This is a genomic window from Streptomyces sp. NRRL F-4489 (assembly GCF_001509485.1).
Lineage (GTDB): Bacteria > Actinomycetota > Actinomycetes > Streptomycetales > Streptomycetaceae > Streptomyces.
This window is the reverse complement of sequence record NZ_LLZI01000001.1, coordinates 1-13152: the sequence shown is the minus strand read 5'-3', so window position 1 is coordinate 13152 and position 13152 is coordinate 1. Positions and strand designations below refer to the sequence as shown.

13 protein-coding genes and 1 pseudogene are annotated in these 13152 nt (G+C 70.9%); 9 read left to right on the top strand and 5 right to left on the bottom strand.

Translation table 11 applies throughout. From position 1 onward, the window contains the following. Positions 1-11 precede the first annotated feature (11 nt). A complete protein-coding gene (locus ADL22_RS00060; protein WP_066972229.1) occupies positions 12-863 on the bottom strand; it encodes an NmrA family NAD(P)-binding protein in 852 nt (283 codons plus the stop codon). Between the two features lie 80 nt (positions 864-943). On the opposite strand from ADL22_RS00060, the gene ADL22_RS00055 reads away from it, so the two are divergent. Further along, positions 944-1900 carry an AraC family transcriptional regulator gene (locus tag ADL22_RS00055; RefSeq protein WP_066972226.1) on the top strand — a complete coding sequence of 319 codons (957 nt, stop codon included), beginning with the start codon at positions 944-946 and terminating at the stop codon, positions 1898-1900. Between the two features lie 740 nt (positions 1901-2640). After that, positions 2641-2733, top strand: a complete 93-nt coding sequence (locus ADL22_RS36910) for a CGNR zinc finger domain-containing protein (RefSeq protein WP_107116187.1) — start codon at positions 2641-2643, stop codon at positions 2731-2733. A 119-nt stretch (positions 2734-2852) separates the two neighbouring features. Here the strand turns inward: ADL22_RS36910 and ADL22_RS00050 are convergent, their stop codons facing one another. Both ADL22_RS00050 and ADL22_RS00045 read right to left on the bottom strand, forming a co-directional pair. Next, positions 2853-3974 carry a homogentisate 1,2-dioxygenase gene (locus ADL22_RS00050; protein WP_066972224.1) on the bottom strand — a complete coding sequence of 374 codons (1122 nt, stop codon included), beginning with the start codon at positions 3972-3974 and terminating at the stop codon, positions 2853-2855. Positions 3975-4094: 120 nt separating this feature from the next. Then, on the bottom strand, positions 4095-5009 hold the full coding sequence (locus tag ADL22_RS00045; protein ID WP_066972217.1) for an NADP-dependent oxidoreductase: 915 nt from the start codon (positions 5007-5009) through the stop codon (positions 4095-4097). A gap of 163 nt (positions 5010-5172) precedes the next feature. Between ADL22_RS00045 and ADL22_RS00040 the strand changes: the two genes are divergently transcribed. Further along, a complete protein-coding gene (locus ADL22_RS00040) occupies positions 5173-6129 on the top strand; it encodes a LysR family transcriptional regulator (RefSeq protein WP_066972214.1) in 957 nt (318 codons plus the stop codon). A gap of 91 nt (positions 6130-6220) precedes the next feature. Here the strand turns inward: ADL22_RS00040 and ADL22_RS00035 are convergent, their stop codons facing one another. Continuing rightward, a complete protein-coding gene (locus ADL22_RS00035; RefSeq protein WP_066972211.1) occupies positions 6221-7195 on the bottom strand; it encodes an Lrp/AsnC family transcriptional regulator in 975 nt (324 codons plus the stop codon). A gap of 133 nt (positions 7196-7328) precedes the next feature. Here ADL22_RS00035 and ADL22_RS00030 point away from each other — a divergent pair, with 133 nt between their 5' ends. Further along, positions 7329-8813, top strand: a complete 1485-nt coding sequence (locus ADL22_RS00030) for an MFS transporter (protein WP_066972208.1) — start codon at positions 7329-7331, stop codon at positions 8811-8813. Positions 8814-8840: 27 nt separating this feature from the next. Further along, positions 8841-9329, top strand: coding sequence for a glutathione peroxidase (locus tag ADL22_RS00025; protein ID WP_066972205.1), 489 nt, complete (start codon positions 8841-8843; stop codon positions 9327-9329). Between the two features lie 543 nt (positions 9330-9872). On the opposite strand, the gene ADL22_RS35110 is transcribed toward ADL22_RS00025, so the two are convergent. Beyond that, a complete protein-coding gene (locus tag ADL22_RS35110) occupies positions 9873-10043 on the bottom strand; it encodes a hypothetical protein (RefSeq protein WP_159048558.1) in 171 nt (56 codons plus the stop codon). Between the two features lie 472 nt (positions 10044-10515). Here ADL22_RS35110 and ADL22_RS00015 point away from each other — a divergent pair, with 472 nt between their 5' ends. The 4 genes and pseudogenes from ADL22_RS00015 to ADL22_RS36770 all read left to right on the top strand — a co-directional run. Next, the gene (locus ADL22_RS00015; protein ID WP_066972798.1) at positions 10516-11979 is read left to right on the top strand and encodes an NF041680 family putative transposase; all 1464 of its coding nucleotides are present in this window, start codon (positions 10516-10518) and stop codon (positions 11977-11979) included. 119 nt (positions 11980-12098) lie between these two features. Then, a complete protein-coding gene (locus ADL22_RS00010) occupies positions 12099-12524 on the top strand; it encodes a MarR family winged helix-turn-helix transcriptional regulator (protein ID WP_066972199.1) in 426 nt (141 codons plus the stop codon). Between the two features lie 2 nt (positions 12525-12526). After that, entirely contained in the window at positions 12527-13033 is a 507-nt protein-coding gene (locus ADL22_RS00005; protein ID WP_066972197.1) for a hypothetical protein, read from the top strand. A 22-nt stretch (positions 13034-13055) separates the two neighbouring features. After that, a pseudogene (locus tag ADL22_RS36770) lies at positions 13056-13152 on the top strand (glycoside hydrolase family 15 protein); the annotation flags it as partial.

Below are 13152 nucleotides of genomic sequence, written 5' to 3'. Positions count from 1 at the left end.
CCGTCACGTCGTTACTCGGCTTCGCGCCAGGCGCCGGCGGCCCCGGCCTCGGTGACGAACTGGCTGAAGGGGCGGGGCGGGCGGCCCAGGGCGGTCTGGACGCCGTCGGAGAGGTGGCTGTCCATATTGCGGCGGATCGGGCCGATGGAGTCGGCGTAGTCCTGGGCGTCGGCCTTGGGCCAGCCCTCGGCGACGAGTTCGGCGATGAAGTCCTCCTCGGAGAGGGAGACATAGCGGACGGTACGGCCGGTGGCCTGCGAAATCAGCTCCACGACCTCGGTGAGGGTCAGCGCGCTGGGGCCGGACAGCTCGTAGGTCCGGCCCGAGTGGGTGTCCTCGGTCAGGGCGGCGACGGCGACGGCGGCGATGTCCTCGGCGTCGACGAAGCCGGCCGCGCCGTCCCCGGCGGGCAGGCGCAGTTCACCGGCCAGGACAGCGTCGCGGAAGAAGCCCTCGCTGAAGTTCTGGGCGAACCAGGCGGGGCGCACGACGGTGAAGTCCAGGCCGCTGGTGCGGACGGCGTCCTCACCGTCGATATGGGTCTTGCCGGCGATGCCGTCCTCACTGGCGTAACCAGGGACGTCCGCGCCGCGGCCGGAGAGCAGGACGACCCGCTCGACGCCCAGCTCCTTGGCGCGTCGCACGAACGGGCGGGTCAGCAGGGCACCGTCGTGCGGTACCAGGAAGACCTTCTGAACGCCCGCCAGGGCGGCGTCCCAGGTGCTCTCGTCCTCCCAGTCGAACCGCGGCTCGCCGGAACGCGACCCCACACGGACCGCCACGCCCTTGGCCCGCAGTTGAGCCGCGGCCCGCCCGCCGACCTTGCCCGTACCACCGGTGATCAGAATCGGATGCTCAGTCATATGGCAACTAAAGCTCCCCGAAGGCACGGTAACCATGGCTCAGACGCCCGGATCGATGTCCGGCCGTCTACCGTGGAGGGGTGGACACGTTAGCGAATCTGCTGGACGGGGTACGCGCCCGCGGTGCCGTCTTCACCCGGACGGTTATGAGCCCGCAGCTGTCCCTACGCTTTGCCAGCGGCGCCCAGCTCACCCTGGCCGCCGCACTCGACGGCCACGTCTGGATCACGCCCGCCCACGGCGAGCCGTTCCACCTCGACGCCGGCGATATCGCCGTGCTGCGCGGCCCCGCCCCCTACACCGTCGCGGAGAACCCGGCCGTACCGCCCCGGCACACCATCACCAGCGCGGACTACTGCGCCAGCACCACCCGCGCCACCGCCGGCGGCGAGCCCGGGACCGACCCGCGCACCTGCGGTGTCGGCGACGCCGGTTCGGTCTCCCTGATCAGCGGCGCCTACGAGGGCCGCACCGGCATCAGTGACCGGCTGCTGGACGCCCTGCCGGCTGTCCTCGTCGTGCCCGAGGAAGACAGCGACCCCACGCTGCTCGCCCTCGTCGCCACGGAACTCCGCCGCGACCGGCCGGGCCAGCAGACCGTCCCGGACCGCCTGCTGGACCTGCTGCTCGTCTCCACGCTGCGCGCCTGGTTCGACCGCCCGCACCACCAGGCCCCCGCGTGGTACCGCACGGGGGACGATCCCGTCGTGGCGGCGGCGCTCCGCCTGATGCACGAGCACCCCGCCCATCCGTGGACGGTGGCGACCCTCGCGGCCAAGGCCGGCGCCTCCCGCTCAGGACTGGCGCGCCGCTTCACCCAGCACGTCGGTCAACCTCCCATGTCCTACCTGGCCTCCTGGCGCACCGCCCTGGCCGCCGACCTGCTCCGCGACACCGACGCCACCGTGGGCGCCATCGCCCGGCAGGTCGGCTACTCCAACACCTTCGCCCTCAGCGTCGCCTTCAAGCGCTGCCGCGGACTGACCTCCACTGAACACCGCGCGGCCGCACAGCGCACCCGCGAGCTGACCCCCTGACCGAAAAGCGCACCGCATTGCGCGAACGCCGCCGGTACCGGGACCGACGGTCCGCACAGCCATACAGCCATACAGCCATGACTGACGTCGCGTCAGCCCCTCGGGGATTCGGTTTGTCGCGCATCCAGGGTGCGCCCGCCGGGGTTCGTGCGCATGCTCCGTGCGCACGTCGAACGGTTCGGGGTGGCGCCTGACGGACGGCTGTTCCGTAACGAGGCCGGCAACTCTGTCCGCGGGTAAGGAAGTACGCCAGTACCTCTGACCCGCACCGAACCCGTCTCCGGTCTGGCCAAGCGGCCCTGGGACCGCGCCAGTCGGGGAGGGGCGCCTGCGGGGGTGAGTCGGAGTTGGTCCGCGACTGGTCCGGAACGGCTGGTCAGGAGCGGGAGAGCAGGGGGAGGGACTGGGAGTTAAGGCGTAAACAGGTCCCTGGTCTGCGCGGTACGAGCGGAAGGCGCCTGGCGGACCGGTAAAAGCCCAGGTCAGGCGCCTGCCTCGTGTTTGGTTAGAAGAAGCCCAGCTTCTTCGGTGAGTAGGAGACCAGCAGGTTCTTGGTCTGCTGGTGGTGCAGTGATCGTGGTGGTGCTGAGCTGCTGAAACGGTGGACGGAGCTGTTGCCGGCGTCCCGCTGGTCCGTGCACGGTCCGGATCTTGGCCTCCATCACCGAGAGCTGGTAGCGGGCTGTCGGTTCCGCTCTCGAAGGTGACTGGATTCGAGGGGATGAGGCGGCGATCCCCCGCTGGCCCGCAACGGCTCGTGCCGGTTCTGCTCGGCCGGCTGTTCCTCCCGGGCCAAGTCCGCCGCCTACCGGGCCCGCCCCACCGCCTCGTGAGGCGGCGCCCCGCGGGCTCCTGGGTCCCGGACGGCCGCGGGCCCCCGGGGCCGGCGGGTGGGTCGGCGCTCCCGAGGGGCGGGCGTGGGTTGGGTACGCCGGGGAGGGTGGCGGCTGGGTCAGCCGCGGTAGCTTTCGTGGCGGGCGAAGTCGGGGGTTTCGCCGGCTTCGAAGGCGTCGGTGTAGTGCAGGGGGCGGATGGTGTCGATGTTCCACACGTAGATCGGGAGCCGGTCGCGCTGCGCGGCCATGCGGGCCTGGTTGGGGCCGTGGTTCATGCCGGCCGGGGTGATGCTCGCCAGCCCCGGCGTGGGGCCGGCCCCGCCTGCGTCGGGGGAGCCGAGGGGGACGATGACCTCGTCGTAGTCGACGTTGCGGTGGAAGGGCTGGGCGCGTTCGGCGTCCGGTGCTGTCTGGGTCGGGCGCGGCGCCATGGTGACGATCCAGTTGTCCCCGGCCTGGAAGGTGGCGTGCGTCATGGGCGGGACGTCCAGCCGCTCGGAAGTGAGGGGGCGGATGTCGGCCAGGCGGAGCCGGAACGGCGCCAGGCTGCCCGTCCAGCCCTGGACGTCGGCGGGGTCGAAGGCGTAGAAGATCGACGACAGTTCACCGCCGCGCTTGACGAGGACCTCCCACTCGCCGTCCGCGTTCTGCGCGGAGGGGACGGGAAGGCCGGCGTCGAGGCGGGGGACGTCCAGGACGCCCCGGTCGAAGGGCAGGAAGTGGCCCAGGGGACCCCGCTCGGGCAGCGTGAGGGGATCCCGGGTCTCCATCACATAGGTCACGTGCAGTTCGTTGGAAGCGGGGACGATGCGGTAGTTGGTGCCCTTCGGGATGACCAGGTATTCCAGCGGTCCGTACGCGAGCGTGCCGTAGTCGGTTACGAGGGTGCCGTGGCCTGCCTGAGTGAGCAGCAGGGTGTCGCCGTCGGCGTTGCGGACGTAGTACGGCATCGGTGCGGTGCGCTTGGACACCGCGAGGGTGATGTCCTGGTTGAACATCAGTACCGTGGGCAGGGCGCGCTCGTCGTGCTCGTCGGCGGCGGGGACGTCGGTGAGCTGGATACCGCGCGGCCGGATCGGGCCCTCGACCCGAAGCCAGTCGGTGGTGGGGTGTGCGTGGTAGAGCTGGGAGACCTCGCCCTCGAATCCCTGGCGGGCGTGGTGTTCCTCGTAGGTGCCCTCGGGCACCGTGGTGTGGGCCTGGCGCGCGATGCGGCCCTGGGTGTGCTTGGCGTACATGTCGGCTCCATGGGTGAGGGGCACCGGCGCGGGCAACCCCGTGCCGTGCTGTGCAGGAGGGTGGAAGGGGGCGGCGGGGCGGTGTCCGGCCCGCCGGCGGATCGTGGCGCGCAGCGGGGTTCAGTCCAGGGTGAGGACGAGCTTGCCGCGCCGGCCGCCGGCCTCCAGTGCCTGGTGCGCCTCGGCGATTGCCGCGAGGGGGTAGCGGTGGGCGACCGGCAGCCGCAGCTCGCCGCGGGCGGACAGTTCGGCGACCTGGGCGACGGTCGCGGCGGAGCGGGTGCCGAACATCATGGTGATGCCGTACCGCTGCGCGAGCGGCGGGCTGACCAGTGTCACGATGCGCTTGGTGTCGCGGGTGACGGCGAGTGAGGCGGTGATCGCTTCCTCGGTCCCGGTCAGGTCCAGCGCGGCGTCCACGCCCTCGGGGGCCAGGGCCCGCACCCGCCGCTCCAGGCCCTCGCCGTAGCTGACGGGGGTGGCGCCGAGGGAGCGGACGTAGTCGTGGTTGTCCTCGCGCGCGGTGCCGATCACCGTGGCGCCCCAGGCACGGGCGAGCTGCACCGCCACGCCGCCCACCCCGCCGGCCGCGCCGTGGACGAGCACCGTCTCCCCGGCCGTCACCCCGAGCGTGCGCAGCGCGTGGTACGCCGCCTGGCCGACCGCGCCGGTCACGGCGGCCGTCTCCCAGGCAAGCCCTTGCGGCTTGCGGGTGACGTTCTCGGCCGGGACCACGACGTACTGCGCGTACGCGGCCATGTCGACAAAGCCGATCACCTCGTCCCCGGCCGCGAACCCGTCCGCCTCCTCGCCGACCTGGTCCACCACGCCGGCGAACTCGTTGCCGAGCTGCTGGGGAAAGGAGATGTCGTACACGGCGTCGAACTCCCCGCGGCGGATCTTGGCGTCGATCGGGTTCAGCCCCGCCGCCTTGATCCGCACCCGCACCTGGCCCGCCGCGGCCTGCGGATCGGGAATCTCCGCCACCCGCAGCACATCGGGCGTGCCGTAGGAGTCCATCACCACTGCCTTCATCAGGCTCGCCACCTAACCTTCGATAGAGCGATTGAATGCCGGATGAGACCTTCGTTCATGTCGCATCTGGCGCCTTTCGCCTATCAGTCAACGGCCCCCTGCCGCGGCGGGTCCAACACTCTTTCCCGGACGCGTGACAGCCGTCCGCTGTTACGGTGAACGGGTGGACCTCGATCTGCGCCAGGTGCGCTACGCCGTCGCCCTCGCCGACGAACTCCACTTCGGCCGGGCGGCCGCCAGGCTCACCATCGCCCAGCAGACCCTCTCCTCCCAGATCACCACGCTGGAAAAGCGCCTGGGGGTCCCGCTGTTCACCCGCGACCGCCGGCACGTCGCCCTCACCCCGGCCGGCGAGATCTTCATCCAGCGGGGCCGGCGGCTGCTCGCCGACGCCCAGCGCCTCATCGACGACGTCACCCGCAGCCAGACACCTCTGCGCATCGACGTCCTCACCGACGGCCTGACCCCTTCCGTCCTCGTCCAGCACCTGCGCGCCCAGTCACCCTGCCTGCCGTTCGAGGTCTTCCAGAGCCAGGGCCTGGCCGCCGCCCTGCCCCGCCTGCTCACCGGCGACCTCGACCTGGCCTTCGGCCGCGTCCACGGTCTCGGCCGCCCCCTGCCCGCCGCCCTGGCCACCATGCCCGTACGCCTGGAACCCCTCGGCGTCATCCTCCCGGACGGCCACCCCCTCACCGCCCACGACCAGGTCCCACTCGCCGCGCTCGCCGCCCACCCGCTCCTCGTCCACACCGCCGACGAGGCCGCCGAATGGCGCGACTGGATCGACGAGGCCCTCACCGCCTTCGGCCTCCGCGTCGCACTGCGCGTCCGCGGCCACGGCCGCGCCGCCCTCCACGCCACCGTCGCCGCCCGCGGCTACCCCGCCTTCGGCCCCACCACCGGCCACCTCCCCGACGGTCTGACCGCCCGCCCCCTGACCGACCCCGTGCCGCTCTACCCCTGGCACGCCGTCTGGAACCCCACCACCACCTCACCCGCCCTCAACCGCACCCTCCACCTCATCCACACCTACGCCCAGGACCACCACTGGCACCGCCGGCCCGCCAACGACTGGTGGCTCCCCGAACCCGACCGCCAGGCACTGCACAGCACCAACTGACCGACAGGGGCGCGCGATCGCCTGGCCGCCCGATACCGCGCCACGGCTCCACACCGCAGTGATGTGGGGGCGCCTATCCACTACGCCGTGCTCATCGGGCGGCGGTGAGGTAGGTGAGGCGTTTGACCTCTCGCAGGATGGGGGTGGTCTCGATGGACTGGACGCCGGGGAGGGTTCCGATGCGGTGGTCCAGGTACTGGTACAGCTCGGCGGTGTCGTGGAACAGGCCGGTCGCGATGAGGTTGGATTTGCCGGTGGTGACGGCCGCGAAGGGGATTTCCGGGTGGGCGGCGAGGGCGGTTCCGACGGTGCCGAGCTGTCCGGGGGCCACCCGCAGCCAGAAACGTACCTGCATGTCGTAGCCGAGGTGTTCCGGCAGGTAGTCGACGGCCAGGCGCAGTGCCGCGGTGGAGCGCAGGTGGTCCAGACGCCGGGTGATGCTGGCGGGTGAGCGGCCTGTGGCGTGGGCGAGTTCGGAGACGGTGGCGCGGCCGTCCTTGGCCAGTTCGGCCATGAGCTGTTCGTCCACGGTGTCCAGCCCGGGCTCCGACGCGGAGGGCGCCGGCGGCGGGGGCGTGTGGGTCCGGTCTTCGTTTCCCTGTGTGTCGGGGACCGGGATGTGCCAGGCGTCGGAGGCGCCGTCGAAGGCGTGCAGCAGGCAGTACGCGCTGACGGAGACGACCTGGGGGGTCTGGGGGAGCTTGTGCAGCAGCAGGGCGTCGCGTTCGCCGGTGGTGCGGGTGGCGAACGCGCAGTGCAGCTCGGTGCCGCCGGAGGCGATGCTGACCCAGGCGGTGTCGGGGCGCCGGGCCAGCGCGTCGGCGATCTTGGTGGAGGCGTCGGGGGTGCAGCTGATGCGCAGCAGCCACCGGGTTGCTCCGGCGGGGTGGCGTCCGGGCACGCCGATGACGCGCAGGCCCATGGCGTGCAGGCGCCGGTAGCGGCGGGCGACGGTGTGTTCGGAGACGCCGACGGCAGTGGCGAGACGGGCGAACGGGGCCCGTCCGTCCCGCTGGAGTTCCTGCACCAGGCGCTGATCGATCGCGTCGAGGATGCCGGAAACCATTGCCTACCCGCTCTCTCATGATGGATCTTTTCGGATTCCAGCGTACGGCTTCGGAATCAACGGCCGGGGCGGCGACGGTGGACGGGCCGAACACGGCACCGCACCACTTCCCCCGGTTTGCAAGGAAGCCCTCATGTCCTCCTCTCCGCCCTCCACGGCAGATCCCGGTCGCTGGAAGGCTCTGATCTTCATCTGCCTGGCCCAGCTGATGGTCGTCCTCGACGTCACCGTCATGAACATCGCCCTGCCCTCGGTCCAGCACGATCTCCACTTCACCGACGGCGCCCGCCAATGGGTGATCACCGCCTACTCGCTCGCCTTCGGCGGGCTGCTGCTGCTCGGCGGCCGCCTCGCGGACCTGTGGGGACACAAGCGGGCCCTTTTGACCGGCATCATCGGCTTCGCCGCCGCGTCCGCCCTCGGCGGCGCCGCCCTGAACACCGGGATGCTGATCGGCGCCCGCGCTCTGCAGGGCATCTTCGGCGCCATGCTGGTGCCCGCCGTGCTGTCGCTGATGTCGGTGATGTTCACCGACACCACCGAACGCGCCAAGGCGTTCGGCGTCTTCGGCGCCCTGTCCGGCGGCGGCGCGGCCATCGGCCTGATGCTGGGCGGGGTCCTCACCCAGGCGTTGAACTGGCGCTGGACCCTGCTGATCAACCTCTTCTTCGGTGCCGTCGCCGCCGCCGGGGCCCTGCGCACCGTGCCGGCCCCGGACCCGGACCGGGCCCGCCCGCGGCTCGACGTGCCCGGAGTCCTGCTCGCCTCCAGCGGCCTGATCGGCTTCGTCTACGGGCTCTCCCACGCCTCCTTTGGCGGCTGGACGTCCGCCGGCACGCTGGCTCCCGTAGGCGCGGGGGTGGTCCTGCTGGCCGTGTTCGCGGTCCTGCAACGGCGGGTGGCGTCGCCGCTGCTGCCCCTGCGCGTCCTGGCCGACCGAAACCGCGGCGGCGCCTATCTCGCGGTGGGCCTGGCCGTGATCGGCAACTTCGGCATGTACCTGTTCCTGACCTACTACCTGCAGACCGTCCTGGGACTCAGCCCGGTACAGACCGGTGCGGGGTTCCTGCCGATCGCCGCCGCCTCGGTGATCGCTTCCACCCAGATCGGCCCCCGCCTCGCCCCGCGCCTGCCCGCCCGGGCCGTGATGGGCCCCGGCTTCCTCATCGCCGCCGCCGGCCTGCTCCTCCTCACCCGGATCACCCCCGACAGCTCCTACTGGACCGTCGTCCTGCCCGGCATGCTCGTCACCGGCCTGGGCCTGGGCACCGCCCTCATGCCCGCCTTCAGCCTGGGCACCCTCGGCGCCCGGCCCGAGGACGTCGGCATCGCCTCGGCCATGGTCAACACCTCCCAGCAGATCGGCGGCGCCATCGGCACCGCCCTGCTCAACACCCTCGCCGCCACCTCCACCACCACCTACCTCACCGCCCACCCCGGCCAGGCCACCAAGGCCCTCGTCCACGGCTACAGCACCGCCCTGTGGTGGGCCGCAGGCATCCTCACCCTCGCCGCCCTGGCCGCCACCCTCCTCATCAACCACAACCCCCTCGCCCGGCCGCACCCGGACACCCGGAAACCACGCCGGCCCGACCACGCACCGGCCGCACACAACTGACCCGGCCCCTCACACATAAGGAGAGACATGACCGTCTTCGACGTCCAGATCGACGCCCTCACCGGCGGCCCTGCCAACCTCGCCCAGTACAAAGGCACAGCCGTACTGATCGTCAACGTCGCCTCCCGGTGCGGACTGACCCCGCAGTACGCGGCCCTGGAAAGGCTCCAGCAGCGCTACGCGCCGCGCGGCTTCACCGTCCTGGGCGTGCCCTGCAACCAGTTCATGGGCCAGGAACCCGGCACCCCCGAGGAGATCGCCGCCTTCTGCTCCGCCACCTACGGCACCACCTTCCCCATGACACAGAAGACCGACGTCAACGGCCAAGCCCGCCACCCCCTCTACGACGAGCTGGTCACCACCCCCGACGCCGACGGCTACACCGGCGACGTGCGCTGGAACTTCGAAAAGTTCCTCATCGCCCCCGACGGCACCGTCGCCGCGCGCTTCACGCCGCAGACGGACCCGGAGGCCAGCGAGGTCACGGCAGCGATCGAAGCCGTCCTGCCCGGCTGAACACCCACCTGAGGTGCTGCCCCCGGCCCCAGCCCCTGCACCGTCGTCAACGTGCCGGGGGACGGAGACGGGCCGCTGCGGCGACGTTGTCGATCCGTCCGGCGTGGGGGCGGAGGGCGGGGGCTGTTCCTTGGAGTTCCCGGCGTTTCCTCGCGACCCAGAAGCGTCGGCGGGACGGTGGCGCGCTCGACGTAGCGGCGCCAGCCCTCCTTGGTGGCCAGCGCGGAATCCGGCGGTGCCTGCTCGCCGGTGTCCGGCCGCGGTCTCGCGGTCGCGAGCGTGATCGTATCCAGCTTTCAGCTTCGGCGCGGGTGCCGAAGCCCTCGAACGGCACCACCTCCGCGGACGGCGACGCCGCCTCGAAGTCCGGCTCGGGGGCGGGCGAATACTCGGTCTCGGGTGAAGCCGCGGGCGCCGGGAGGGCGCCCCTTGCCGTTTGCCATCTCCTTAAGTCGTCCAAGTAAGACAGGCCCTAAGGCGTGTCCGGTGGGTCGGCACCGGTCCGTCGGACACGCCTTCAATCCGTCTGGCTGACCTCCGATGTCAGGGGCAGGAGTCGATGCGGACGGCGCCGACGGTGGCGGGCGGATTGAAGAAGACGGGGCTCGGGCCCTGCCTGACGACGTTGCCTGTGCAGTTGGGGAACTGATAGGCGGTCAGCGAGCCGTGGCCCGTGCCGTTCCCTACAACGATCTGAGTGATGTCCGTGAACACCGAGATCCTGACACACTGCCCAACGGCGACCTGACGCGAGCTGACGCTGCCATCGCTATGCACGACCTGCAAAGTGCACGGGCTCAGAGGGGCCGCCGAGGCGGCAGTTGCGAGGGCTAGCGCCATTCCGAGTGATCCGATAACGCTGCTGGCACGGGCGAGCCGGGGCAGTGATGACATGGGTAGCCTCCAGGTACGGTTGCTGCCGGATACGTGCAATCCATGTGAATCCTCCGATCGTGGGACAGTTGACGCAATCACTCGCAAGAGTTGGGGGCGAACTCGCGAACCCGACTCGCGGGGCCCTTCCCAGCGACCCACCGGACACGCCCTAGCTTGGCGTTTAAGGTCCCGGTGCGAAATGCGACTCGAACTTGGTCGCTCAGCTGGGTGTTCGCCGGACTTGCGGGCGGCCCCGGCCTGATCCTGTGCTCCGGCCAAGGACGCACGAGTTCCGACCGGGGCCATGGAGATGAGTGTGCTGCAACAGATCGACAAGCGGGAGGCGTTCGCGACGCTGTCACGCTTCCGGGCGGGCTTCTACGACTGCCTGGACGGACGCGGAGATGCCCTGTTCGAGCTGACCGACGCCCTCTTATGCGCGGACGGCCCGGTGAAGACGCAGGTTGAGCTGGCGCTCGCGCCAGAACACCGCCGCGGACACGGATCCCTCTACGGCGGGCTCAACCATGGCCGCATTGACGTCGCCCGGCTGCGCCGGGCCCTTGCCGGGCTGCCGCTGCCCAAGGCAGCGGACGGACGTCTGGTCCTGGCGGTGGACGTGTCGCCATGGCTGGGGCCGGACACCGCTACCTGCCCGGACCGCTCCTTCTGCCACACCTACGGCCGTGGCGACGCCAAGCACCAGATGATCCCGGGCCGGCCGTACTCGGTGGTGGCCGCCCTGGAGACAGGCCGCACCTCCTGGACCGCCGTCCTGGACGCCATCCGACTCAATCCCGGAGCAGATGTCGCCGCCGTTACCGCCGCACAGGTCCGCGACGTCGTCGAACGGCTCGTCGCAGCTGGCCAGTGGACCGTCGCCGACCCGGACATCCTGGTGGTACGTGACGCCGGATACGACGCCCCGCGCATCGCCTACCTGCTGGGCAACCTGCCGGTCGAGGTGCTGGGCCGGATGCGCTCCGACCGCGTTCTGCGCCGCCCGACACCGCCACGTGCTTACCATCCCAAGGGCGGCCGACCGCCCAAGCACGGCAGCGAGTTCATCTTCGGCGACACCGCCACCTGGGGTGTTGAGCAAGCCGTCACCGTGACCGACACCCCTCGCTATGGCAAGGCGACCACGCGGGCCTGGGACCGGCTGCATCCGCGGCTGACGAAGCGAGCGGCATGGCTCGACCATGACGGACCGCTGCCCATCATCGAGGGCACCGTCATCCGGCTGAACGTGGAGCACCTGCCGTCCGGCGGGGACGACAAGCCGGTCTGGCTGTGGTGGTCCCGCGTCGACGCGTCTCCGGCGGATGTTGACCGCTGCGGGCAGGCGTTCCTGCGTCGCTTCGACCTGGGGCACACGTTTCGCCTGTTCAAGCAGACCCTCGGCTGGACAAAGCCACGATTGCGCAGCCCGCGGGCGGCCGACCGCTGGACGTGGCTGATCATCGCCGCCCACACCCAGCTTCGCCTCGCCCGGCCCCTGGCAGTCGGCCTCCGCCGGCCGTGGGAGAAGAAGACCGAACAGCACAAGCTCACCGTGGCCCGAGTCCGCCGAGGGTTCCGGAACCTCCACGCGAAGAGCCCCTCACCAGCGAGCGCACCAAAACCGTCCAAGCCTGGCCCGGGACGCCCGGCCGGTTCCAAGAACCGTCGCTCAGCGACGCGTCACGACGTCGGCCGCGTCCTGGCTACGGGCGAGGCCCACGCGCGCCCCTCGCACCACCGGAAAGGAACCACACCACGACGCACGGGATGAGCAACGCGGCGACCCGGAGGGCCCCGCGCCGGGCACGCGGCGTTTGCACGCACTTGGATCCGCGGTAGTATCATTTCGTGCCGCAACGAAATGAAGTAGCCCAGTTGGCGTGGTCGACGATGGAGCTCATCACCACCGGCCACCGACAGATCTCCCGCCATGTCGACCTCACCCGGATCCAGGTGCTGGGAGTCGTTGCGGCCGAGGGACCGCTGCGGCCCCGTGAGATTGCCGCGAGCCTGCATATGACCGCTTCGGCGGTAAGCCGTCACCTGGCAGCCCTGGAAACGGCAGGCCAAGTCGTCGCGAGGGATGATCCCGAAGACGCCCGCACCTTCCTGGTTGAGGCCGCCCCGGGTGCGGCCGATGCACTGGACGCCGTTCTCGACGCCGGCACCCGCGTGTTCGCCGAGGTGGTCGCCGACTGGCCCGTGCAGGACATCCGGGCGGCCCGCGCCCTGATCGACCGTCTGAACCAGGCATGGGCCCAGCACAAAGGCCACGCCAGACTGCCAATCCGCCTTACAACTGACGGGAACCCGTAGCCATGTGCCCCACCACCGCACCGCACCCAGCCGACACCGCCGTGGCCATCCCCCGACCCATCGCCCGGATACGCTTACTGCTACTTGCTCTCGCCGCTATAGACGCAATCGCGCTCCTGCTGTTCCTCATCCGCTACTTCACCCAGCATGAGGCGTTCGCCCGCTGGGTCGCCGACGCGCCCTTCTACGCCTCCCTCCTGAAGACCAACGGCATCGTCGAGGCCGAGCGCTACGCGCTGTACTCCACGGCGGCCGTGCACGTGGTCATTACCGGCCTGTTCCTGTGGCTGGCCCACGTCATCACCGCCCCCAGGCCGTCCCGCCGGATCCGCGTTACCGTCGTGCTGATCCTGTCCGCCGCCTTCAACGCCGTCGCATCGCTGGCACCCGCAGCGGGCCCGGCCCAGCAGGTAGTCATGGCTGTATCCCTCTCCCTCAAGCTCGCAGCGCTCTGGCTGCTCTGGGGCAACCGCCAGTCCGGAACCTTCTTCGCGCTCTCCCGCCAATAGGCCTCGCAGCCTACAAAGACGGCTGCCCGGCTACGAGGACTCCCGCCCGGTCCGGGTCGGCAACGGCGCCGCCGGCCAGCTCCAGCTGGATGTCTACGGCGAGGTCACCGAGGCCCTGC

Coding starts and splice junctions, on each gene's coding strand:
- ADL22_RS00045 (WP_066972217.1), bottom strand. CDS start 5,009: ATGAAGGCAGTGGTGATGGACTCCTACGGCACGCCCGATGTGCTGCGG.
- ADL22_RS00005 (WP_066972197.1), top strand. CDS start 12,527: ATGTGCCCCACCACCGCACCGCACCCAGCCGACACCGCCGTGGCCATC.
- ADL22_RS00030 (WP_066972208.1), top strand. CDS start 7,329: ATGTCCTCCTCTCCGCCCTCCACGGCAGATCCCGGTCGCTGGAAGGCT.
- ADL22_RS00035 (WP_066972211.1), bottom strand. CDS start 7,195: ATGGTTTCCGGCATCCTCGACGCGATCGATCAGCGCCTGGTGCAGGAA.
- ADL22_RS00050 (WP_066972224.1), bottom strand. CDS start 3,974: ATGTACGCCAAGCACACCCAGGGCCGCATCGCGCGCCAGGCCCACACC.
- ADL22_RS00025 (WP_066972205.1), top strand. CDS start 8,841: ATGACCGTCTTCGACGTCCAGATCGACGCCCTCACCGGCGGCCCTGCC.
- ADL22_RS00010 (WP_066972199.1), top strand. CDS start 12,099: ATGGAGCTCATCACCACCGGCCACCGACAGATCTCCCGCCATGTCGAC.
- ADL22_RS00015 (WP_066972798.1), top strand. CDS start 10,516: ATGAGTGTGCTGCAACAGATCGACAAGCGGGAGGCGTTCGCGACGCTG.
- ADL22_RS00060 (WP_066972229.1), bottom strand. CDS start 863: ATGACTGAGCATCCGATTCTGATCACCGGTGGTACGGGCAAGGTCGGC.